This window comes from Flavobacterium zhairuonense, assembly GCF_004352915.1.
Lineage (GTDB): Bacteria > Bacteroidota > Bacteroidia > Flavobacteriales > Flavobacteriaceae > Flavobacterium > Flavobacterium zhairuonense.
The window spans coordinates 517,907-542,677 of the sequence record NZ_SJSY01000076.1; the positions used below are offsets into that span (position 1 = coordinate 517,907).

Annotated in this window: 15 protein-coding genes; 5 read left to right on the forward strand and 10 right to left on the reverse strand. The window is 34.9% G+C overall.

What is annotated here, in order from left to right:
* Nucleotides 1-33: 33 nt before the first annotated feature.
* Nucleotides 34-351 carry a winged helix-turn-helix transcriptional regulator gene (locus tag EYY60_RS21240; protein WP_132991278.1) on the reverse strand — a complete coding sequence of 106 codons (318 nt, stop codon included), beginning with the start codon at nucleotides 349-351 and terminating at the stop codon, nucleotides 34-36.
* Nucleotides 352-519: 168 nt separating this feature from the next.
* On the opposite strand from EYY60_RS21240, the gene EYY60_RS21245 reads away from it, so the two are divergent.
* The 4 genes from EYY60_RS21245 to EYY60_RS21260 all read left to right on the forward strand — a co-directional run bounded on the left by EYY60_RS21245 (nucleotide 520) and on the right by EYY60_RS21260 (nucleotide 4,017).
* Nucleotides 520-1,434, forward strand: a complete 915-nt coding sequence (locus tag EYY60_RS21245; RefSeq protein ID WP_132991279.1) for a DsbA family protein — start codon at nucleotides 520-522, stop codon at nucleotides 1,432-1,434.
* 171 nt (nucleotides 1,435-1,605) lie between these two features.
* The gene (locus EYY60_RS21250) at nucleotides 1,606-2,442 is read left to right on the forward strand and encodes a sulfite exporter TauE/SafE family protein (protein WP_132991280.1); all 837 of its coding nucleotides are present in this window, start codon (nucleotides 1,606-1,608) and stop codon (nucleotides 2,440-2,442) included.
* The gene (locus tag EYY60_RS21255) at nucleotides 2,429-2,836 is read left to right on the forward strand and encodes a DUF1634 domain-containing protein (protein ID WP_132991281.1); all 408 of its coding nucleotides are present in this window, start codon (nucleotides 2,429-2,431) and stop codon (nucleotides 2,834-2,836) included. The genes EYY60_RS21250 and EYY60_RS21255 overlap by 14 nt, the downstream gene beginning before the upstream one ends.
* Nucleotides 2,837-2,994: 158 nt before the next feature.
* Nucleotides 2,995-4,017 carry an LLM class flavin-dependent oxidoreductase gene (locus EYY60_RS21260; protein ID WP_132991282.1) on the forward strand — a complete coding sequence of 341 codons (1,023 nt, stop codon included), beginning with the start codon at nucleotides 2,995-2,997 and terminating at the stop codon, nucleotides 4,015-4,017.
* Nucleotides 4,018-4,681: 664 nt separating this feature from the next.
* Here EYY60_RS21260 and EYY60_RS21265 read toward each other — a convergent pair.
* From EYY60_RS21265 to EYY60_RS21305, 9 genes are all read right to left on the reverse strand, one after another.
* Nucleotides 4,682-7,123, reverse strand: a complete 2,442-nt coding sequence (locus EYY60_RS21265; RefSeq protein WP_132991283.1) for a TonB-dependent receptor — start codon at nucleotides 7,121-7,123, stop codon at nucleotides 4,682-4,684.
* Between the two features lie 224 nt (nucleotides 7,124-7,347).
* On the reverse strand, nucleotides 7,348-8,325 hold the full coding sequence (locus tag EYY60_RS21270) for a glycoside hydrolase family 43 protein (protein WP_132991284.1): 978 nt from the start codon (nucleotides 8,323-8,325) through the stop codon (nucleotides 7,348-7,350).
* A gap of 129 nt (nucleotides 8,326-8,454) precedes the next feature.
* Nucleotides 8,455-9,633, reverse strand: coding sequence for an aldose epimerase family protein (locus EYY60_RS21275; RefSeq protein ID WP_132991285.1), 1,179 nt, complete (start codon nucleotides 9,631-9,633; stop codon nucleotides 8,455-8,457).
* A gap of 33 nt (nucleotides 9,634-9,666) precedes the next feature.
* Nucleotides 9,667-10,689, reverse strand: coding sequence for a glycoside hydrolase family 43 protein (locus tag EYY60_RS21280; RefSeq protein ID WP_132991286.1), 1,023 nt, complete (start codon nucleotides 10,687-10,689; stop codon nucleotides 9,667-9,669).
* Nucleotides 10,690-11,021: 332 nt separating this feature from the next.
* Complete coding sequence (locus EYY60_RS21285) at nucleotides 11,022-12,833, reverse strand: glycoside hydrolase family 2 protein (RefSeq protein ID WP_132991287.1); 1,812 nt, start codon at nucleotides 12,831-12,833, stop codon at nucleotides 11,022-11,024.
* A gap of 202 nt (nucleotides 12,834-13,035) precedes the next feature.
* Complete coding sequence (locus tag EYY60_RS21290) at nucleotides 13,036-14,070, reverse strand: glycoside hydrolase family 43 protein (RefSeq protein ID WP_132991288.1); 1,035 nt, start codon at nucleotides 14,068-14,070, stop codon at nucleotides 13,036-13,038.
* A 281-nt stretch (nucleotides 14,071-14,351) separates the two neighbouring features.
* Nucleotides 14,352-15,527, reverse strand: coding sequence for a glycoside hydrolase 5 family protein (locus EYY60_RS21295; protein WP_132991289.1), 1,176 nt, complete (start codon nucleotides 15,525-15,527; stop codon nucleotides 14,352-14,354).
* Between the two features lie 85 nt (nucleotides 15,528-15,612).
* Nucleotides 15,613-17,136, reverse strand: coding sequence for a RagB/SusD family nutrient uptake outer membrane protein (locus EYY60_RS21300; protein ID WP_132991290.1), 1,524 nt, complete (start codon nucleotides 17,134-17,136; stop codon nucleotides 15,613-15,615).
* Nucleotides 17,137-17,154: 18 nt separating this feature from the next.
* The gene (locus tag EYY60_RS21305) at nucleotides 17,155-20,160 is read right to left on the reverse strand and encodes a SusC/RagA family TonB-linked outer membrane protein (protein ID WP_132991291.1); all 3,006 of its coding nucleotides are present in this window, start codon (nucleotides 20,158-20,160) and stop codon (nucleotides 17,155-17,157) included.
* Nucleotides 20,161-20,549: 389 nt separating this feature from the next.
* Here EYY60_RS21305 and EYY60_RS21310 point away from each other — a divergent pair, with 389 nt between their 5' ends.
* Complete coding sequence (locus EYY60_RS21310) at nucleotides 20,550-24,479, forward strand: hybrid sensor histidine kinase/response regulator transcription factor (RefSeq protein WP_132991292.1); 3,930 nt, start codon at nucleotides 20,550-20,552, stop codon at nucleotides 24,477-24,479.
* The last annotated feature ends 292 nt before the right edge of the window (nucleotides 24,480-24,771 follow it).

Sequence of the window (24,771 nt, forward strand, 5' to 3'; positions counted from 1 at the left end):
CTGCCTAATTTTGCAAATCTGGACTTTGAAACTTTATTTTTCAAAAAAAGACTCCAATTGTCTAAAAACTGGAATTAGAGATTTTCCTCTTTCTGATAAATTATACTCCACATGAAGCGGTTTTAGTTTAATGACACTTCTGTTTAAAAGTCCATGTTCCTCCAATTCGCGCAAAGCAACAGTAATTGACTGTTTATTTGAATCTTTAATGTCTCTCAAAAGTCCGTTGAAGCGTAATGGACCATCGACTGCTAATAAAAAGATTTGCGGTTTAAATTTTCCTGATAACAATTTTAAAAGTCCCGCTGCAGGACATTCAGTTTCTTTTGGAGTCTTATTTTCTGTAGTCATATTTTTTTGACTAATTGATTTTTGATTAAACACTAGCGAACTTTGTTATAAAAGTATAAAATTTTAAAAAACTGAATCCACTTTTTTTCAGCAGTTTTTATGAAAAATTGGCCGCTACTATTAATCCTGATCTGCAGTATATGCTGTAAATCGCAAACGAATTTAAAAATGACCGAAAACAATTCGAATCCGTTATTTTGTGATCCTGTAACTGGAACATGCGAAATGCCTTCTAACGCACAATCAAATAAAAATGCTGATATTAGAACAGAAAACAAACCCATCAAAATAGTTTATTATACAGATCCTATTTGTTCGTCCTGTTGGGGAATCGAACCACAACTCCGAAAACTAAAATTGGAATATGGCGACAATTTTGAGATTGAGTATCGAATGGGTGGCCTGCTTCCAGATTGGAGCTATAATAGTGGAGGCATAAGCAAACCGTCAGATGTGGCGCATCACTGGGATGAAGCCAGTTTACATTATGAAATGCCTATTGATGGAAATGTTTGGATTGAAGACCCGCTGGATTCCTCTTATCCTTCTTGTATTGCAATGAAAGGCGCTCAAATGCAAGACAAGGAAAAAGCAGTTCAGTTCATGCGCATACTTCGCGAAAAATTATATCTCGAAAAGAAAAATATTGCTAAATGGCAAAACATTGAGGAAGCTGCAAAATTAGCAAAACTTGACATTGAGAAACTAAAAGCAGATTATGATGATGCCGAGGAGCTTTTTCAGGAAGATTTGGATTATGCAAAAAAACTTGGCGTAAGAGGTTTTCCAACCTTATTTTTTGCCGATAAAAATGATACTCGTTTTGTGGTTTACGGCTCCAGACCTTATGCAGAGTATGAAAGTGCTTTGTTGGCCATTTTTCCAAACGCAAAAAAGAAAATGATTCCAAACGAAGATCCATTATCTCTTTTTGAAATTTTCCCAACATTGACGCCGAAAGAATATGCCGTTATTTTGAATAAATCCTATTTTGATGCTCGAATGATTCTTGGAAAATTACATGAAAAGGGCCTATTGAACAAGATATCAATAAAGAATGGTTCGCTGTATCATAAAAAATAACTTCTGTAAAGCCACAAAAAATTAATATTTGTGGCTTTATTATTTCAACAAAGTTTCAAAAAATCAGATTTCAATATAAAACGTTTTCGGATTTTTAAGGATTTTTTAAGCCCCTAAAAATTCTTCGGCCAAATATCAATTCGTAAATTAGCCAAAACAAAATTTATTCGAATGACAGTACTTACGTTTACCCTGATTATGATTCTTGGCGCTTTTTTAGCAGGTTTTATTGGTTCATTATCAGGTTTAGGAGGCGGTATCATTATTATTCCGCTTTTGACCGTCATTTTAGGAGTTGACATTCATTATGCAATTGGAGCAGCATTAGTTTCTGTAATTGCTACTTCATCTGGTTCTGCAGCTGCTTATGTAAAAGAAGGAATCACCAATATGCGATTGGGAATTTTTCTTGAAATCGCAACAACAATTGGTGCTGTTGGCGGTGCGTTGCTTTCTGCTATTGCTCCTACATCGTTTATAGCAGTTTTATTCGGACTTACTTTGATTTTCTCAGCAATCAATTCGCTTCGTAAAAAAGAAGAACATATTGTATTAGAATCTAGTCCATTGGCAAAAAAACTAAAATTAGAAGGAACTTACCCAACACACGACGGCGAAGTAGTAAGTTACGGCACTAAAAATGTAGTCGGCGGATTTGGAATGATGGGACTCGCCGGAATGATGTCAGGTTTGCTCGGAATTGGTTCTGGCGCTTTTAAAGTAATTGCAATGGATAATATTATGCGAATTCCGTTTAAAGTTTCAACTACAACCAGCAACTTTATGATGGGCGTTACAGCAATGGCAAGTTCTGTAATTTATATTCAAAAAGGATATATTGAGCCCGGAATTTGTATGCCGGTCGTAATTGGAGTTCTTTTTGGAGCTATGGCTGGAGCCAAAGTATTAGTGCGAACAAACCCTAAAAAATTGAGAATCTTTTTTGCCTGTTTAATTTTTGTACTTGCAATTAATATGATTTATAACGGACTAAATGGAAAAATCTAAAGCTATGCAACACGAAAAATTTGGAGAAAAAGACTTTCAGACTATTGTTGGAAACTTGTTGCGTTATGGTGTCTGGATTTCGCTATCAGTAGCTTTTATTGGCGGAATTATTTATTTGATGCATCACGGAAGTGACATTGAAGATTATTCTGTTTTTAAAGAAAATGATCGAAATATTTTTGAAGTAATTGCCGATGTGTATCGCGGCGTAATTCAGGGAAATGGCGAATTTTTAATCTTCTTCGGAATTATATTATTGTTTTTGACGCCGGTTTTCAGAGTTTTATTGTCGTTATTTTCTTTTCTTATCGAAAGAGATTATCTTTATGTTGTAATCACATTAATTGTTATTTTGATCATTATAACGAGTATTTCATTCGGCTTCTCACATTAGACGATTGTAGGCTTTAAGCTGTAGGCTATAGGCTTTCAAAAAAGCTTAAAGCTTATTGCCTAAGGTTTAAAGCATAAAAAATAATTACTTCACGCATAAGCCAAAGGCTTTCAAAAAAGCTTAAAGCTTATTGCCTAAAGCCTAAAGCTAAAAAAAATATGGAAATAGGAATTGACAGTTTTGCTTCGGCAATGTACGGTGACAACAACACTTTAAGCAGTGTTGATGCAATGGAACAATTACTCCAAAGAATTGAACTTGCTGATCAAGTTGGTCTTGATGTTTTCGGAATTGGAGAGCATCATAAAAAAGAGTTTTTAGATTCAGCTACCGCCGTGATTTTGAGTGCGGCGGCGGCAAGAACAAAAAACATACGTTTGTCAAGTGCGGTTTCTGTTTTAAGTGCTGCCGATCCGGTAAGAGTTTACCAAAGTTTTGCAACATTGGATTTAATTTCAAAAGGAAGAGCCGAAATAGTTGCCGGCCGAGGCTCTGCTATTGAAGCTTATCCCCTTTTCGGATTTGATTTGAATGATTATGATGCGCTATTTAAAGAGAAATTAAATTTATTGCTTCAAATAAGAGATAATGAATTTGTGACTTGGTCAGGAAAATTTCGTCCTGCCTTGAATAATCTTCCCGTTTATCCGAGAGCTTTGCAAGAAAAAATGCCTATTTGGCTTGGCGTTGGCGGAACTCCAGAATCATTCATCAGAGCTGGAAGTTTGGGATTGCCTTTGATGGTAGCTGTAATTGGCGGACAAACGCATCGTTTTCGTCCGTTGATTGATTTATATCGAGAAGCCGGAAAAGCCGCAGGATATAAACCCGAAGAATTGAAAGTAGGTTTACATTCGCCTGGTTATATTGGAACTACAACTGAAAAAGCAATCGAGGAATATTATCCTGGTTATGCCGAACTTTGGACAAAATTAGGATACGAACGTGGCTGGCCTCCTGTAACCAAAGGAAAATTTGACGGACTTATTGATGATTTAGGTGTTTTGATTGTCGGAAGTCCTGAACGTGCAGCAGAGAAAATTTTAAGACACAGCGAAGCACTTGGAGGTGTTGACCGATTTACTTTTCAAATGGATAATGCTGGATTGACTCATTCTCAGCTAATGAATTCCATCGAATTAATTGGGACAAAATTGATCCCATTAATTAAGAAAGGATAATTTTTTGGTTATATTGTGTAAAACCTGTTTCACGCAGATTTGACAGATTTAGCCGATTTTAAAATTGGTGAATAAATAATTCACTTGGTTTTTGTGTATTCTACCAATATTAAATCCCTACGGGATAAAATGATGAACTGAAAAAAAATCTTTTACTACCGATATTAAATCCCTACGGGATAAAATGATGAACTGAAAAAACATCTTTTACTACCGAGATAAAATCCCTATGGGATAAAATGATGAACTGAAAAAACATCTTTTACTACCGAGATAAAATCCCTATGGGATAAAATGATGAACTGAAAAAACATCTTTTACTACCGATATTAAATCCCTACGGGATAAAATGATGAACTGAAAAACATTTTTTACTACCGAGATAAAATCCCTACGGGATAAAACGAACTAAAAAAAATCTTTTTGCTACCATAATAAACTCCTACGGAATGATTTTTCTGCACAATATTTTTTCATCCCTTAGGAGAAAAAAATCCTGTAAGGATTTAATACTGGTAGAAAAAATAATTATCAACCGTAGCAAATTGTCCCGTCAGGGACTAAACCTGCTCCCGTAATAAATTTATCAATAAAACAAAACACCTGTCGTCAAAGACAGGTGTTTTTTAATGGGTTTGCAATTTTTCAACTAGAACAAACCTTTTTAGAATTTATACGTTACGCCAACTCTAAAATTTGTTGGTGCTTCCGTTTGCCAGTAATAAGCATTTAACCAGCTGTAGAAAGAACCGCTATATAAATATTTATTTAAGATATTAAATACGTTAGCTGTTACTTTAACTTTACCCGTTTCATAAGACAAACCTCCATCTAATTTAAAGTAAGAAGGCAGTCTTTGAAGACCTGCACTCCAAGTATCAGTTTGGCGTCCGTCAAGGAACGTTCCTCCTATAGAAGCTCCAAAACCTTTTAGTTTTCCACCCTGAACTGTGTAGTTTAACCAAGCATTTGCAGTATGTTTAGCATAACCTGGAACGATATCGCCTTCTTTAATTCCTGTTGCAGCAGAAACTAAAGGATCTACCTTATTTACAATGGATTCTGCAAAAGCATAATTTGCTATAAGATTCAAACCATCCAAAAGTTTTCCTCTAAGGTCAAACTCGAAACCTTGAGCTCTTTTTTCTCCAAGAACAATTTTATATTGCTCGTTTGGTGTATTTCTAGGGTCAGAAGTAAGCTCATTATTCTTCAAGATATTGTAAACAGATAAACTTGTATTCCACGAACCATCAAACCAGTCTTTTTTAATACCAAATTCAACATTATTTCCTGTAAGCGGTTTTACCTGGCCATCTCTAACAACTCCTGATTGAGGAGAAAAAGCTTGATCATATAATCCGTAAAAAGCTGTACTTTCGTTTAAAGAATAACTAACTCCTACTCGAGGCGTAATATGACTATCCTCTTGTGGGATATCATAACTACTCGTCTGGCTAATCCATGTATATCTTGCCGCAAGAGTCAATCTTAATTTGTTTTGAAAGAAACCAAGTTCATCCTGAATATAACCTGCAGCATATTCTGAACCGTAAAGTCCGCCAGCTCTTTGGCTTAATGGCGTGTCGTGGTCAAAAGCTGGGAAACCATTAGATGGAGTTCCATAATTTGGATTGTAAACATTAAAAGGATTGTCAACTGTATCAAGATCATGAGATTGTCCCCAATCTGCCATATAATCCTTGCTTCCTAAATCTACTCCACTTAAAATTTTGTGGCTTACAGATCCTGTATTGAATTTTCCGTTTACAAATATTTGACCCAAATACATATTGCTTTCTGCATCCCAAATACCAACGTTTCTGATAATTTCTCCTTTTGCCAATGTTCCTTCTGAAACTCCGTCAAAATTTCTATCAACATCACCAGGACCAACTACGCCCGGCCATGAGCTATATCCTTGCTGAATGTATTTGAAATAAGAAGTTTGTGCAGTCAATTTCCAGTTGTCATCAAATTTATGTTCAAACATCAAATAACCACTGTGATCCTGAATATTAGTATCTGGCAAACCTGGCTGTGTCATTGTAAATCCTACAGGCAAAGTTGCATATCCGTCAGATGCAGGTCCAAAAACGTAGTAAGAACCTACTTCTGTCATGTTTGCATACTGAAAATTATATTCCGCTGTAATTTTTGTTTTATCATCAACTTGATACGAAATTACCGGAGCAATTACGTAACGGTCATTGTGTTCAAAAGCACGGTGCGAACCTTTATTTTGAGCTGCTCCATTAAATCGGTAAAGCAATTTTCCTTTTTTATCTAATTTTCCGTCTAAATCAAGACTTACTCTGTAAAAATCGTAACTCCCTCCTAGTACTGAAACTTCGCCTTTTGTTACTCCAGTTGGTTTTTTAGTTACCACATTATAAAGTCCGCTTGGATCACCGCTTGAAAGCATAAATCCAGCTGGCCCTTTTACAAATTCGATGTGATCTACAAAACTCATATCTTCAGTCAATGGACCCCAAAAAGAAGAAACTACATTAAATCCGTTACGAAAAGCCTGAATTTGAGATCCACGCATTGTAATGTTTGTATATAAATCCCCCCAGTGCTCTAAACGCACTGCTCCACTCACGTTACGAATAACGCCATCACTCATACTTGTAATTTGTTGATCTTTTAAAGTCTGACCGCTTACAATCTGAACGTTTTGTGGAATCTCCAAAACTGGAGTCTGTAAACGCAATGACAATGAAGGTTTGTCTTGCTTGTATTTGTTTTTTGTAATAACAACCTCATCAAGATCTTCTTGACTTTCAGAAAGTGCAAAGTTTTTTGTTGTAGTTTGTTTTGCCGTTACAACAATGGCATCTTCCTTACCGTGAATACCAACGGAATGAATATTGATAGTGTAAGATCCCGGTTTAACATTTCTAATTTCGTACTGACCATTTTCATTGGTTACAGCACTATATTTTGTTCCTTTAAGCGCAACAGATACACCTTCAGCCGGAACATTTCCGCTCAAAGATATTTTTCCTGCTACCCTACCTGTATTTTGGTTTTGCGCCATCATAGTTAATGATGTTACAAAAAGTACAAAAAAACAGATTTTTTTAATGGTTAAGCTATTCATTTTGTCTGGTTTTAAATTTCGTTGGCAAAAGTAGTTTCTAAAACTTGTTTTTCCAAATTATTTTTAACCATTCTAAATAAATATAACGAATAGATGTTAAAACAACACTTTTAAATTACTGAAAAACAATAAAAAAGCCTGTTCTATAAATAAAAACAGGCTTTAAAAAAATCTTTAATTCGAAATATGAGTAAAATGTTTATTTCAAAATCTTTTTTAGAAATTTATTTTTGGTCTAAAAAGATAAAACTTTCTGGTTTTGCAACGATTTTATTTCCTGAAAACTCAATAGAAATAATTCCTGCTTTTCTTGGAGAAACGGCACTTTCATTAAAATGTGTATGCAATACATAATGCATTTTGTTGTCTTTATCCCAAAATACATCGCCGTGGCCAATTCCGTTTTGCTTCGTATTCTTTCTGCTGATAATTGGGCTGTCAGTAGCTTTTTCCCAAGGTCCAAGGGGGCTTTTGCTTGTAGCATAACCTACTGCATAATCAATATTTCTAAAATCATTAGCCGAATAAATCATGTAATATAAGCCGTTATGTTTCAAAACCGTCGGACCTTCTGTAACGGGCCAGCTTACATTTTGAGTGTTTTCCCACGGCAAAGTTCCTGAAATACATTCGGTTAAAGTTTCTGGTTTTATACTTTGAAGATCATCGTTTATTTCTGCTACAAAAATTCGGTTTCCATTTGTCAAGCGAACATGATAAAGGTATTTTTTTCCATCTTCATCAAAAAAAATAAACGGATCAATTTGGTTTCCAGTTTTGATAATTGGTTCTTTTGATTCGTTTTTGAAGGGACCAAGTGGACTGTCGCTGGTTGCAACTGCGATATTTTCATTGGCGGTATAAATCATATAAAATTTGTTTTTATAGGACAGAATTTGCGGTGCCCAAAAACCTTTGTCACCAAAAGAATCTCCTTTTTTCAAGGCCAAACCATTCTGCGCCCCAACCGGACCTTTCCAATCTTTTAAATCAGAAGACGTGTAAACCTGAAATCCTTCGCCATTTGGAATATCTCCAGTTGTGGTTCCGTATAAATAATAGGTTCCTTTGTCGTAAAATATAGTTGGGTCTGCCAGTAAAATGGCCTTTGCTTTTACTTCTTTAGGTTTGTCTGTGCTTTTTTCCTGCGAACAGGCTGTAAAAACACTGAATAATGTTATTATGGATAGTATTTTTTTCATGTTTAATGGATTGCTTTTTTTTAACCGCAAAGAGCGCAAGGAATTACGCAAAGGGCTCAAAACATTTAATCTTCGGCGTGCTTTGCGTAAACCTTAGCGATCTTAGCAGTTAAATTCTTTAAACTAATGCTACTTTTTTATAGAAAACTGATAATAAGAAACCGTATGATACTTCTGCCCTACTTTCAAAACAATCGGAGCAAATTTTGGCTGATTTGGTGCATCTGGAAAATGTTGTGTTTCTAATGCAAAAGCAGTTCTGAAATCATCTTTTGAACCTGATTTAAACGTGTTTTTTGACTGCATGAAATTGCCGCTGTAAAATTGCAATCCCGGCTCTTCGGTAAAAATATCAAGCGTGATTCCTGATTTATCTCCAGAAATTGTTGCAGCGTGATTCAAACCGTTTTTCTTGGTTCCGTTTAAAACATAATTATGATCGTAACCTTTTCCGAATTTCAATTGTTCGTCTTTGGTTTCGATTCGTTCACCAATGGTATGTTTTGAAGTAAAATCAAAAACTGTATTTTTTACCGATTTCAATTCTCCAGATGGAATTAAACCTTCATCAACTGGCGTAAATTCATTCGCATAAATTTGCAATTCATGGTTTAAAATTGTCCCGCTTCCTTCTCCATTCAAATTGAAAAAAGCATGATTTGTTAAGTTTACAAGCGTCGTTTTATCTGTAGTTGCTTCGTACTCCATTTTAACCGAATTATCATCGGTAATAGTATAGGTTACTTTTACATTTAAATTCCCAGGAAAACCTTGTTCTCCATCTGGCGAAACATAAGAGAAAACCAATGTTTTTTCATCTGTTTTTTCAGCATTCCAAACTACATCTTGAAAACCTTTTACACCACCATGCAAAGCATTTTTTCCATTGTTTAGTGGCACTTGATATTGTTTTCCTTCCAAAGTAAATTTCCCTTTACCAATTCTGTTTCCAACTCTTCCAATTGTTGCTCCAAAATAAGGTTCTGTAGATGTTTTAAAGCCTTTTGCGCTGTTCATTCCGACTACAACATCGGTTGGTTTTCCGTTTTTATCGTTTACCCAAAGTCCGATTAATCTTCCGCCATAATTCGTAAAAGCGGCTTTGATTCCTTTGTTTTCTATCCAATATAAATTGACTTTTTTGCCGTCAATTATCGTATCGAAATTTTTAGTTTCTAAAACCGTTTTTACTGAATCTGTTTTGATTTCAGTACTTTCCTTCGAAACCGAATCTTCCTTTTTATTGTCTTTGCAATTAAATTGAAAAAGCGCCAGCAAAACAACTGCAGCAATTTGAATGTTTTTCATTTTTATATACTTTATAAGATGATTTTCAATGTTTTATTTTGATGGAATTGCCAAAATCGTTTCTTCGCTAACTGGTTCTCCTAAAACCGGAAATCCGTTTGCATCCCAATCGATTTTCTGCATTCTTGGAGATCTTTTATTGCCGCATCCTTCGCCAGGATTTGAATTGGCGTGGTACAAAATCCAGTCTTCTTTTCCGTCTGGAGATTTAAAAAAGGAATTATGTCCAGGTGCGTAAACTTTATTTTTATCCGATTGTTTGAAGATTGCTTCCGGCGATTTTTTCCAAGCCGAAGCATCTAGTAAATTATCACTTCCATTAAAAGCTAACAATCCTAAAGAATAAAAATCAGTCCAACATCCACTTGCAGAAAACACAATGAAAATTTTTCCATTTCTTTCTAAAAATTGCGGACCTTCGTTTACATTTACCTGTGGCGGATTTACATCGTCATGCAAAGCGCCGTGTGTTTCCCAATCGTTTGTTGGCGCAGAAATCATAACGCGATCGCCATCAATTTCAAGCGGATTTTTCATTTTAGCGATATAGATATTTTGCTGTCCATTAGTATCGCCTTGCCATCCAGCCCAAATCATATAAAGCTGTTTTTTATGTTCAAAAACGTTTCCGTCAATTGCCCATTTATCTGTTTTGGCAGCAATTTTTCCTTTGAATTCAAAATTGCCTTTAAACGGATCTGATGATTTGTTTTCTAAAACATACATTCTGTGATTGTTGTTATTACCGTTATCTGCAGCAAAATAACAATACCATTTTCCGTTGATAATATGAAATTCTGGTGCCCAGATTTCTGCCGAATAATTGGTGTTTTTAGGCGGTGTCCAAATCACTTTGCTTTCAGCATTTTTTATGTCTGATAAGTCTTTTGTTTTCCATAAAACCAATTTATTTCCTAGCGTATTTGTATAATAGTAATAGCCTTTATAATACGTGCTATAAGGGTCTGCACCCGACGGAAGAATAGGATTTTTGAATGTTTTTTGCTGTGCAAAACTTATTGTTGTGAGCAGAAAAAGTATTAGGTATTTTTTCATTTTTATTGGTTTTAGGCTTTTTAGCTTAGATTTTTTTTTTACGCAAAGACACGAAGGTTTTTCGCAAAGTTCACAAAGGTTTTTTCTCCGCTTTGTCACTTCAAAAGAAGCCGAAGGGCACAAAGCTGTTCGCTATTTTATGTCATTTCGACGGAGGAGAAATCGCACACGGAATTCGTCAAAGATTGGCGACATACTGTGTGGAGTTTCTAGTGTGATCCTTCGTTCCTCAGGATAACAAACTGTGAAAGCTATGTGTGGAAACTAGTTTCTTCTACTTCCTTTTTCAACACAAAAAAATCTATGTTTCTATGCGTTTAAGAAAATCACTATTATTTATTCAAAGCATTAATAACTTCTGTATTGATTTTATTCACAGCTTTGAAATCCATTTTGTCTACTTTTCTGTCGTAGGTCATGAAACCGTTTACTTCACCTTCAACATCAGTTGTTTGTGTGTAAACTGCTGCAGAAAATCCCGTTTTAACATAGTTTTTCAAAATTTGAGCATACTTGATATATTCGGCTGTAACTTCAGCTTCGTTTTTAAATTTAATGTAACCCCAGTTGTCATTTGCTCTCCATAAATGTCCTTCCAACGGAAGACCAATTCCCCCATATTCTCCTAAAACAGTAACTCTTCTTGCATCGAACAAATACATTTCTGGTCCAGGATAATTATGTAAATCCAAAATATCTCCTGTTTGAAAATGATTTCCACCGCTGGCAGAATTAATCAAACGACTTGGATCGTATTTTTTTGTCCATTCTGTAATTTCTACTGTTTTAAATTGTCCCCAAGCTTCGTTAAACGGAACCCAAACGACAATACTTGGATATGAATACAAATGATCCATTATTTCTTTCCATTCTTTTCTGTAGATTTCTTCTGATTTTGCCGAACGCTGTAATTCTGTTCCTTCAAAATATTTTCTGTTTTGCCAAACCGGCTGATCGTCTCCACTCGGCATATCTTGCCATACCAAAATCCCTAATTGATCGCAATGTGTGTACCAACGTTCTGGTTCTACTTTTACGTGTTTGCGAATCATATTAAAACCTAATTCTTTTGTTTTAATAATATCGTATTTTAGAGCTTCGTCAGTTGGTGCCGTGTATAATCCGTCTGGCCACCAACCTTGGTCTAAAGGTCCGTATTGAAAATAATCTTTGTTGTTTAATTGCATTCTCAAAATACCGTTTTCATCCCTTTTTGATGAAATTTTTCGCATGGCGAAATAACTTTTCACCTCGTCAACCACTTTATTTTTGCTGATTAAGCGAATTTTTGTCTGATACAAAAACGGACTTTCAGGCGACCATAATTTTGGAGCATTTAGAACAATATCATTGCTTTCGCCAACAACGGCTTTTTCTTTCGCAATTTCTTTTCCTCCATCAAAAACAGAAATTTCTACCAAATCTCCTTTTTCAGCTCCATTTACATCGGCTTTAATACTGATGGTATTTTGATCAATATTTGGCGTTGTTTTTAATTCTGAAATGTTTTTAGCATTTACCGGTTCAATCCAAACGGTTTGCCAAATTCCGGTTACCGGTGTGTACCAAATACCTTCTGGATTTTTGACTTGTTTTCCTCTCGGCTGTGGTCCGTCGTTTGAAGGATCCCAAACTTTCACAACTAATTTTTGACTTTTCCCTTTTTGGATAAATGGAGTAATATCAAATGAAAACGGCGTATAACCTCCTGTATGTGAGCCTACTTTTACATCATTTATAAAAACTTCTGTTTTCCAATCGACAGCTCCAAAATGTAAAAGGATATTTTTTCCGTTCCAATTTGATTCAATCGAAAAATTTGTTTCGTACCAAAGTTCATTTTTGGCTCCAACATTTTTCATAACACCAGACAAACTCGACTCAGCCGCAAACGGAACCAAAATTTGCCCATCATATTTTGAAGGCGCTGTTTTTCCAAATTCTTGAATACTGTAATTCCACAAACCATTCAGATTTTTCCATTGGCCACGCTCCATAATCGGACGGGGATATTCAGCTAAAGGTTTCTTTGGGTCAACTTGTTCAGCCCATTTTGTTTTTATTTTATCTCCTTGAGGTTTCCATTGTGCATTTGCTGTCAATATTGAAAACAACGCCAAAAAAAGGATGCTTTTTCTTTTCATACTTATATTTATTAGGCATTTAATTAATAAATGCCATGATGTTTCTTCTAAATCAAAATGAATTACCAGACTTATTCCACACAAGCCTGGTAAATTCTCAAACTAACTTAACTAACCAAGTTTTTAGTAGTATTAAGATTTTTGTATTAAGTATTAAGATTCTTTTACTCCTCACATATTCTTAATACTTAATACTCCTATCTTAATTCTTCTTTCCAAATTTCTTCACTAAACTGTCGTATTCTTTTTTAGATATTGTAATCATACAGCCGTGGCGCACTTTTTCTGGAAGACTGTATTTGTCCCAATCAGAGAAAAAAGTGTAGCCTGAGGCTTGGTACCAAGGTCCGTTTAGGTTATCTGCGATTGATAATCCGTAAGAGACACCTGGATATTGTTCGTAATACATGTACCATATTTTGTCATCAGGAGAAGGAATCAACATTGGCGCTTCTCTGAAGTTTGGACTGATAGATTGCTGGGGCAAAGAATAAGGTCCTAAAAGGGATTTTGATTTGGCAATTCGGATGGTTTTTCCGGTTGTCCAATACAAAGTTGGGTACGTTTCGTCTTTAATCACGGCGTAGTAGGAATCGCCGACTTTACGAATAAAAACATCTATTGTTCCCATATCCCAATCAAATAAACGGTTTGGCGGTCCTTCAAAAGTTTTTAAATCTTTTGACAAAACATACAATGTACGCTGACTTGCCCAATAACGCTCGCCATCTTCTTTTGTTCCTTCTAAATGTGGCGTATGCCAAGTCATAATGAACTTTTCAGAATCTTTGTCGTAATATAATTTTGGAGCTCCAATTCGCTGTAAAGCATTTGAATAATCGGGTGTGCTTTTTAAATCTGGTGTATAATCAGAGTGTTTTTTCCAAGTAATCAAATCATCTGAAACCCATATATTGATCGCCTTTGCATCATCACCAGTATTTCCGGCAATATAATATTTTCCATCTGGACCTTTACAAATGTCCGGATGTCCTTTATATTCTTCAAAAACTCTTTTTCCTCCATTTAAATTTTCCCAATGCAAACCGTCCAAACTAACCGAATAATACAATCTGCCGTAATCGTTATGCGTCATATGCGCAAAAAGATAGGCTTCGTTTTTTGGTTTTTCATTTCCCTTGACTTGTCCCGGCGGATCTGGTTGTTGCGCTTTCGCAGAAAATCCAGCCAAAATTACCGCCAACAAAAGGAATTGCTTTATTTTATTTTTTCTCATGTTGCTAAAAATTAAAATGTTTTTGCCACTCCCGATAGCTATCGGGATCACAGATTAAAATGATTTTTTAAACACATAGAAACATAGCTTTACTTTGTCTATAAAAGGCATTTCATTTATTAAAATACACATAGCTATGTGTGAAAGCGAGCTTTTTCTATACTCTCAAAAAAGAAATAATAAAATCTATGTTTCTATGTGTTTAATTTTTCCGCCACAGATGTTAATTCGTTTAACCTATGGCCAAAAGCAATTATCTAATTATCAAATTGACACATTTTCTAATTTTTCTTATTCGCCTCAGAAGTCATTTTTTTAATCAAATCTGTTTCAGCTTGAATATATGGCGTTCCGTCTGTGTGTAATACTTCGTGAAACCAAACTTTTGGTTCTGCAGTGTATGTTTTTGTCCAGCTGTCCCAAGCATATTTCGTTTGTGTTTTTCCATCAACAAATCCCCAATTGATCATACCAATATTATATTTTCTGGCAATTGGCAAAAATCCTTCAAAAGTACTTCCGTTTGGTCTTGCCATATATTCTGTACACAATAAAGGTTTTCCGTAGCGTTGTAATTGTTTGATCACTTTTTCGAAATCTTGTGGTGTGTTGTAATTGTGGAAAGAAACAATATCGGACTGTTCAATCTGCATTTTGTGCATGGGTTGCATTTTAGCTTCATCGCTCCAATCTCCAACCCAAACTCCAGAAGTCAATGGCTGAGACGGATTGCTTGATCTTGCCCAAACAAAAACATCTTTTAAAAGAGGCAAAATCAAATCGACTTTGTTTTTTATTTCCACTTTTTCGTAAGATGGTCCTGTCATATTATCTGGTTCGTTCCAAACATCCCAACCTAAAATACGTTTGTCATCCTTGAAATGAGCAACCGTTTCTTTTACATATTTCTCTAAACGAGGATATTGCGTTTTATCTTGAAGCGCTTTTTGTCCCGGAGCCTGAACCCAACCTGAGTTATGCGTATGCGGTTTTGGCGCGCGTTGTTTTCCTAAAGCAGGAAACGGATCCCAACAAGAATCAAACAAAACGAAAAGTATTTTAATATGATGTTTATCAGCAATTCCTAAAAAAGTATCCATGCGTTTATAAAGACCTTGAGCATCTTGCTGGTGCAATAAGTCGTGCAAATAAACACGCATTACATTCATACCAAGACCTTCTGCCCAGCCCAATTCTTGATCAATTCTTTTTGGGTCAAAAGTATCTTCCTGCCACATCTCTAACTGGTTTATAGCTGTGCTAGGAGAATAATTTGCGCCTACTAACCAAGGTTGTTCTGCGTACCATTTATTGGCCTGATCTTTTGTCCAGATTTCTCTTTTTTCTACTGAAGTGGTTTCGGTTTTATTTTCTTCAGAATTACTTTTTTTATTGTTGCAGCTAAGCAATACTAACCCTGCCAACACTAATGTCAGACACAATTTTACTTTCTTCATTTTCAATATTGTTATTATGAACAATTGTTCTTTATGATAAGGGAATCAGATTTGAAGCATCTGATTCCCTCAAAAAATTTAATTTTTAATATCCTGAGTTTTGATCTAGATTTGGATTATTATCAACATCTGTTTGTGGAATTGGCATTCTATGATTTTTACCCACTTTGAAGTTTTTAAAATCTGGATCACGAAGTGAAATTTTATCAACAGAAGCTTGAGTATTTAAATCTCCCCAACGTTTTAGATCTTCCCAACGAACACTTTCTCCAGCTAGTTCTAAAACTCTTTCCATTTTTAATCTTTCCAAGAACAAATCATGATTATTTCCAATTTCAGGATGAGCAACCGCTAACGTCTTCATATTAGCACGTGCTCTTACCATATCAACATATTGATACGCCTGAGCTGTGTTTCCTAATTCGTTCAAAACTTCAGCATAGCGCAACAAAATATCACCATAACGAACTAATCTGTAGTTTACTTGAGAATAATAATCTTCATTATCTCTGTAGTAATCACGGCTTCCTTTTCTGAACCAAGCTTCGTTATTGTTCCATTCCCAGTTTCTGTTGTATGTTTTGTCTCCAAAATCAGCCAATAAATCAGGATAGTATAAGGTCCATCTTAAACGGATATCAAGATTTCCATCTTTATTTTTCTCTTCTTTAAAAGCATTTACTAACCAGAAACGTGCTTGTCCATCAGACCATCCAATTCCTCTTGGTGCAAAAAACTGACAACGGTTGCTAGAAACTGCAGCATTTTGATCTTCACCAGTTCCTCCTTTTCTTTGGTCTCCAAATTGGATTTCAAAAACTGACTCGCTGTTATTTTCGTGTAAATCAGTAAAGTTGTCTCTGTAATTAGCTTGTAAGCTATATTTTGCTCCAGCGCCAGAAATCAAATAATCCAAAGCTGTTTTTGCTTCAGCCCATTTGTGTTGCTGCATATACACTTTTGCAAGAAAAGCTTTTGCAGCACCTTTGTCAGGTCTTCCAATATCTGCACCTGTCCAATCTCTTGGTAAATCTGCGTAAGCATCATTCAAATCTTTTTCAACTTGAGCAAAAATTTCAGTCACTTTTACTTGCTTTGGCAAATCTGCTGGCGTAGATGGGTCTAAAACCAACGGAATATCTTCCCAAATTACTGCTGCATAATAGTAATGCAAGGCTCTTAAAAACTTAGCCTGCGCTATAATTCTCTTTTTTGCATCTTCATTTTGGAATGTAATATTTGGAACATTTGCCAAAACTTGGTTACATCTAAAAATCGCTTTGTAAGTATCTCTCCATGTTACAGCATTTCCTTCCCAGAAATTATAATTGATGTAATTGAATCTTGTCCAATCTGCCAATTCTGTCCACGGACTTACGCTATATCCTTCATCAGAAGTTAAATCTAAACGGAAATAAATCCATCTCGCCCATAAACCATCTTTATAAAACATGGCATAAATCGAATTTACTCCGGCTTGTGCATCACTTTCAGTTTTCCAATATTGGTCTACTGTAATATCATTTGGACTATTTAGGTCAAGTTCTTTTTCACATGAAGCAAAAATGAGACCTAGAAGAGCTACGGTTATTATTATTGATTTTTTCATTATGCTATTTTTTTTAAATTAAAAGCTAAACTCTACACCAAAAGAATATGTCTTAAGATTTGGGAAAGCCCCATTGTCAACACCTCTTTCAAAAATATTACCGTTTGTAAACTCAGGATCTAAACCTTGATATTTTGTAATGGTAATAATATTTTGTGCAGAAAGCGTTAATCTTGCTCTTGTAATACCAGAATTCTTCAAAATAGTGCTTGGCAAACTGTATCCAAATCCTATGTATTTCAATCTGATAAAATCACCGCTTTCTAAGAAACGGTCACTGTCTCCTCTTGAGTTTAAAGTAGAACCTTTTGTAATTCTAGGAAAATCAGTATTTGGATTTTCTGGTGTCCAAGGCTGAATACCTGTTCTGTAGTTACTGTTATCGTCAAAACGATCAACAACACTTCTAAATCCGTCATAAACAGTCGCTCCATGTGAAGCAATCCAGTTCATAGAAAAATCAAAACCTTTATAATCTGCTCCAGCATTGAATCCCATTTCAAATTCTGGCCAAGGACTTCCAACAACAGCTTTGTCTTCATTTGTAATTTGTCCGTCGCCGTTATTGTCTTTAAAACGAATATCTCCAGGAACAGCATTTGGCATAATTACTTTTCCGCCTGCCGTTTTATAATTGTCGATTTCTTGTTGATTTTGGAACAAACCATCTGTTTCCAAAACATACCACATTCCTACTGGCATACCCGCTCTTGTAACTGTATTTCCAGAGAAGTTTTCGTTTTGTCCGTTACCCAATGAAACCAATTTGTTGTTTACTTTTGTGAAATTCACAGAAGCGTTAAACGAGAATTCATTGATTTTTTTGCTGTACGCTAATTCTAATTCAAAACCTTTATTTTCTACAGTTGCAGCATTAGAAATTGGATTTCCACCATCATTTCCTGTAGTCAACAAAATTGGGAAACCGAATAATACATCTTCTGTGCGAGCAATAAAATAATCGGCTGTAAGACGCAAATCATTATTTAAAACACCAAGATCTACTCCAAAATTTGTTTGTTTTAATTTTTCCCAACGCAATTCAGAATTTGATAATTTTACTTGAGTCGCAGATGGATACAATTTTTGTTCGTTACCCATTACGATTTGTCCAAAATTGTTCACGAAGCTTTTGTATTCGTAATTTCCAATGTTTCCAGAACCTAATTCTCCATAACTTGCTCTTAATTTCAAATCTTTAATAAATTCTGATTTAAAGAAGGATTCGTTGCTTACTCTCCATCCTGCAGAAAGTGAAGGGAAATTACCCCATTTGTTTGCATCGCTGAATCTTGAAGATCCGTCACGTCTTAAAACCGCATTAAATAAATAGCGATTATCATAGTTATATTCTAATCTTCCTAAATAAGACGCCAAAGCTGCTTCGTTAATAAAACCACCCACAACTGGCGAATCTCCTTGGTTTAAAACCTCATAATACTCACCCGTTCCAGAATTCATTGGAAGATTTCTCTTTGTTCCATAAATTTGGTTGTAGTTGTCTTTTTGGTACGTTTGACCAACTAAGAATGTAATATCATGTTTGCCGAATGTTTTTTTGAAAGTCAACGTATTTTCAAACAACAACGTTTCTGACCTTCCTTTGTTTTGATCGGTATAAGATTGGTCAATTGGCTGATTTAAAGACCAGTTTCCAACTTTTCTCATGAATTTATAAGAATCGAAACTAGTTTCATACCCAAAATTGAAACGGTATTTCAACCAAGGAGCCAATTTTAATTCCGACCAAATATTTCCTCTGATTCTGAAATTTTCATTTGTTGTGTTTGCAAAATCAGCAATTGCTAAAGGATTTGTTCCAAAAGTATCAGCAACACCTTGTTTTCCGTAACCGTAACCACCTGGATTTGCAGGATCATACAATGGAATTGTTGGCGTCATTCTGTACACATCAATAATTGGATTTCCAGACATTTCATCTGTTTTTGAATTACTGATCGCTAAGTTTTCTCCGATACTGAAAATTCCTTTTGTACCGCTTGAATTTACACGGAAAGAGATTCTGTCGAAGTCAGTTCCAACAACAGTTCCTTCATTTCCGAAATAATTTCCAGACATAAAGAATGTTGAGTTCTCATTTCCTCCAGAAAAACTTGCATTATAATCCTGCATCATTCCCGTTTTGAAAACAGCATCCTGCCAATCTGTATTTACAGCCATGTTTAGATTTTGTCTTTGGAAACCAGCATTGTCATACGCCATGTTGTTGTATTTTGCAAACTCCTCAGTTCCCATTAAATCATAACGAGGCATAACTTGGAAGCTGGTTTTTGCTGAAACTTCAACCTGAAGTGGTCCTTTTTTACCTTTTTTGGTAGTGATGATGATTACACCATTTGCAGCTCTTGAGCCGTAGATTGCCGCTGCCGATGCATCTTTTAAAACCTGAATGCTTTCAATGTCATTTGGGTTGAAATCTCTGTTTGCAGAAGTTACTAAACCATCAATAACATAAAGTGGATTTGTATTTTGAAGATTCTTTAAACCACGAATCTCAACGCTAGCTTCTTGTCCTGGACGTCCGCCACCGCGAACTTTTACACCGGTAACTAAACCTTGAAGTCCGTCAGCAACTGTTGTAATTTGTCTTTTCTGAATTTCATCTGGTTTTACTAAAGAAACTGCTCCGGTAAGATCTTTTTTCTGTTGTGATCCATAACCCACAACAACTATCTCATCGAGTTTCATGGCATCTTCTTCCAGCTTTACATCTACAGAAGTTCTATTGTTAATCGCTACTTCTGTCGTTTTATAACCTTGGGAACTAAAAATTAATGTCTGATTACCGTTTGCACTAATTTTATATGTTCCATCAAAATCGGTAACGGCACCATTTGTCGTGCCTTTAATTAATACGTTTGCAAACGGAACAGGCTCTCCCGTTGCCGCTAAAACTTTACCACTTATTGTGATTTGTTGCGCATACGTTTGCTGTAATAATAAACTAAAGAAAAACAAGAGGTAATATCTCTGCTTTAAAATTTGAGTGAACTTTGTTTTCATTGATTTTTCATTTTAGATAGTTTTCATTTTTTGGTTGGTTTTACAATAAATAATTAAATTTCTAATCATCTCTGATTCGAGCAAAACAATATTTAATTTTACTCGCTGATAATAATTCGTTCATTTGGTTTCAAAATTGTGATTGGTTTTATTTTTCAAATATTTTTTTATTGATACTCTATTTTTTCAGCCTAAAAATTATCAATATGGTTTATTTGAAAATTCAAAGTAGATGATTTTAATTCAAAATAAAATGCTTCATTTGTGTCAATATCTCTCTCAAATGATTCAAATTGTATAAAAAAGGTCAGAAAATACGAGGCTTGCAACATTTGGTAGAATATTGACACGATTTGAAGAAATTTATTTTTTTATAAAAAAACATAACAATGCGTAAATTCTTTCTTTTTACATTTTTATTACTTTTTTCTATAAATTTTATTCACGCGCAGGAATATTATTTTAAACATTTTCAAGTTGAAGAAGGATTGTCTAACAACACCGTTATCACTTCAACTCAAGATGAAGATGGTTTTATGTGGTTTGGAACAAAAGATGGATTAAATAGATTTGACGGTTATCGTTTTAAAACCTACAGAAGCCAGTCTGGTCCAATTAACAGCCTCGGAAGCAATTATATACAATCTATTCATGCTTTTAATGGAATTATTTGGATAGGAACTGATAAAGGTTTGTACCAATACAACAAAAAAACAGATCAGTTTAAGGTTTTGAACGAAGCCATAAACGATAGAATCAACGATATTAATCATGATAAAAAAGGCAATATTTGGTTTGTTTCGGGAAATATTCTGTACAAATATTCACCTTCAAAAAAAGAAACAAAAACTTTTAATCCGAATAAATATTTTATCACAACTTCTATTTCAAGAGACGAAAACGGAGAAATCTGGGCTTCTTCCTTAAATAAATTATATCATTATTCTGAAGAAAGCCTTTCGTTTGAAAGCATGAATATCAATCCGCCGGCAAATAAAGCCAATTTTAGGATTACGACCGTTTATGCTTTGAATAAAAACAACATTCTGATTGGCACACAGGATCACGGCGTTTTGGTTTATAATATAAAAGACAAAACAACATCGGTTTTGCAGTTTTCTGGAAAGGAACCCGTTTTTGTACGCCAATTTAAAAAGCGTGGCAATAACGAAATCTGGATTGCCAGTGAATCTGGTGTTTATGTTTACAATCTCAAAACAAAAACAAGCATTAATCTGAAAAAGAATTACAACGATCCGTATGCGATTTCAGATAATGCGGCCTACTCTATTACTATTGATAAAGAAAATGGAATCTGGATTGGAACTTATTTTGGAGGAATCAATTACCACCAGAAACAATACACGCAGTTCAAAAAATATTTTCCACAAAAAAACCAAAATTCCATCAGCGGAAGTGCCGTTCGAGAAATCCACAAAGATGATTACGGCGATTTGTGGATTGGGACTGAAGATGCTGGAGTAAATCGTTTCAATCCGAAAACACAGCAATTTACTTCTTATCCCGTTTCTTACTATAATATTCACGCTTTGATGCCTAGAAAAGATAAAATTTGGGTAGGAACTTTTGAGCATGGTTTAGATGTTTTAGATCGAAATTCTGGTGCTGTCATTAAACATTATAGCGCCAATAATCCTGCTTCTGGATTGCACAGTAATTTTATTTTTTCTTTTTATGAAACCAAAAATAAAGATCTGATTGTGATTACCACAATGGGATTATACCGTTATGACGAAGGAAAAGATGTTTTTGATATCTTAAAAACATTTCCAGAAACGACGCATTATACAACTTATAAAGAAGATCGCGACGGAAATTGCTGGGCTGGAAGTTATCGTGATGGTTTGTTTTACTACAACCCAAAAACCAGAAAAAAAGAAGTTTTTACCTATGATTATAAAAACCCAAACGGAATCAGCAATAATTCTATCAATTATATTTTTGAAGACAGTTCCCAAAATCTATGGTTCGCTACAGAAAACGGACTGAATTTATTTGATAAAAAAAGCAGAACGTTCAAGAAATTCACCACCAAAGATGGGTTCCCGAGCAATGTTGTTTATTCGATATTAGAAGACAAAAGCAAGAATTTATGGCTTACGACTTCAAAAGGTTTGGTGAAATTCGGCCCTGATCACAAAAGCATTAAAATTTACACCACTGCAAACGGATTATTGAGTGATCAATTCAACTACGCGTCTGCTTTTATGGACACAAATGGCGATATGTATTTTGGAAATCTGAACGGAATGATCAGCTTCAACCCGAAAAATTTCACTAAAAATAAATACACGCCATCAATTTTTATTACCAATCTGCAAATCAATAATAAAGATATTGATGCCAATGAAAATGATTCGCCAATAAAACAATCTATTTCGCATCTTGACGAATTAGAATTGAACAACGATCAATCGTCATTTAATCTGGAATTTGCGTCTTTAAATTACACTGCACCAGAACTTACAGAATATTGGTACAAGTTGGAAAATGTCAATAATGATTGGGTTTATTTGGGCAGAAACAATAAAGTTTTCTTTACTGAACTAGCACCTGGAGATTATGTTTTCAAAGTAAAATCGCTGAACAGTTTTGGTGTTTGGAGCAAAGAAGTAGAATTAAAAATTAGGATTTTGCCTCCATTTTGGGCGAGTTCTTATGCCTATTTTTTCTATTTTCTGCTGATTTGCGGTTCGTTTTATTATATCATTCGTTATTCTCAAAATCTTACTCAAATTAAGCATAACCGAAAAATAAAGCATCTGAACGACGAAAAAGAAAAAGAAATCTATCAGGCTAAAATTGATTTTTTTACCAATGTCGCACACGAAATCAGAACGCCTTTAACGCTTATTAAAGGACCTTTGGAAAAATTATTGGCAATGGAATATCAGTCGGCAGAAGTGCCTCAGAATCTTTCGATAATGAAGAAAAATACGTCGCGTTTATTAAAATTGGTAAACGAATTGCTCGATTTTAGAAAATCTGAAATTGGCGGATTGAAACTCACTTTCGTGGAAGCTAATATTTCGTCAATAATTAGAAATCAGCATTTGAGATTTACGCCATTGATTGAAGAGCGCGGTATTGATTTTGAATTGGAATTAGGAGAAAAAGACATTTTTGCATTTGTTGACAAAGAAGCTTTCAAGAAAATATTGAGCAACTTAATCAGCAATGCGATAAAATATTCAAAAGATAAAGTTTCGATTTCGCTTTTCAGAGATGATAAAAAACTGACCTTAATTGTCAAAAATGATGGGAATTTGATTCCGTTTCAGCTGAAAGACAAGATTTTTGAGCCGTTTTTCAGAGTTGATAATATGGATACGACTTCGGGAACCGGAATTGGACTTTCGTTGGCGCATTCGTTGGCACAACTTCATAACGGAAATTTGCAATTGATTGCTGATGCTAAATTAAATATCTTTGAACTTGCTGTTCCCTTGCATCAAGAGGAAGAATTTATGCTTTATACTGAAACTGAAAAAGAAACAAATGAATCGGAATTTGAGAAAACAGAACTAGAAACAAAACTGGAAAAACCTCAAATTTTAATTGTTGAAGATAATCTGGATCTTTTAAATTTCATTACTTCAGAACTTTCCTCTACTTACACTATTTTGAAAGCCGAAGATGGTGAAAAAGCACTAAAAATAATCCATAATCAAAATATTCAGCTTGTGATAAGTGATGTTTCGATGCCAAATATGGACGGAATTACAATGTGTAAAGAGATTAAAACGAATCTTGAAACGAGTCATATTCCGGTTATTTTATTGACAGCCAAAAACTCTTTAAAATCTCAGATTGATGGTCTAGAAGTTGGCGCAGATGCTTATGTGGCGAAACCTTTTTCTATGGATTATTTGAAGGTTCAAGCCAATAATCTAATCGAAAACAGAAAACAGATTATGAATTATTATGCGAGCTCACCCCTTTCGCATATCAAAAGTATTGCACACAATAAAACAGACGAAAAATTCCTTAAAAAGTTGGATGACGAAATTCTTAAAAATATCACGGATCCTGATTTAAGCGTTGAATCATTGGCCGAAATCATGAACATGAGTCGTTCTACTTTGTATCGAAAAATCAAAGATTTATCGAATTTGAGTCCGAATGAGTTGATCAATATTGTACGCTTAAAACGTGCCGCAGAATTGCTCTTAAACGAGAATTACAAAATGTATGAAATCGCCGAAATGGTGGGTTATAAATCGCAAACAAGCTTTGGAAGAAATTTCCAGAAACATTTTTCAATGTCGCCTTCGGATTATATTGCGATGAATAAATAGAATTAGATAATGTGGCAATTTGATAATTAGATAATTATTGGTTTGAGTAAATCCTTTTTCGAAATGCGCTCGTGCTCTACTTTGTGTAGACGCACTGCGGTGCGTCTCTACAGTATAAAATGAGGATAATTACATATCGACACAAAGCATATCGTAGAGACGCACTGCTGTGCGTCTAAGCCACGAATATCCATTACGTAAAACTTTCCTAAGATCGAACGCCTTTATATAGAAACAAAATAATAGTTGACAAAAGCAACTAATTTTATATATTTGCAATACACAATGCAAT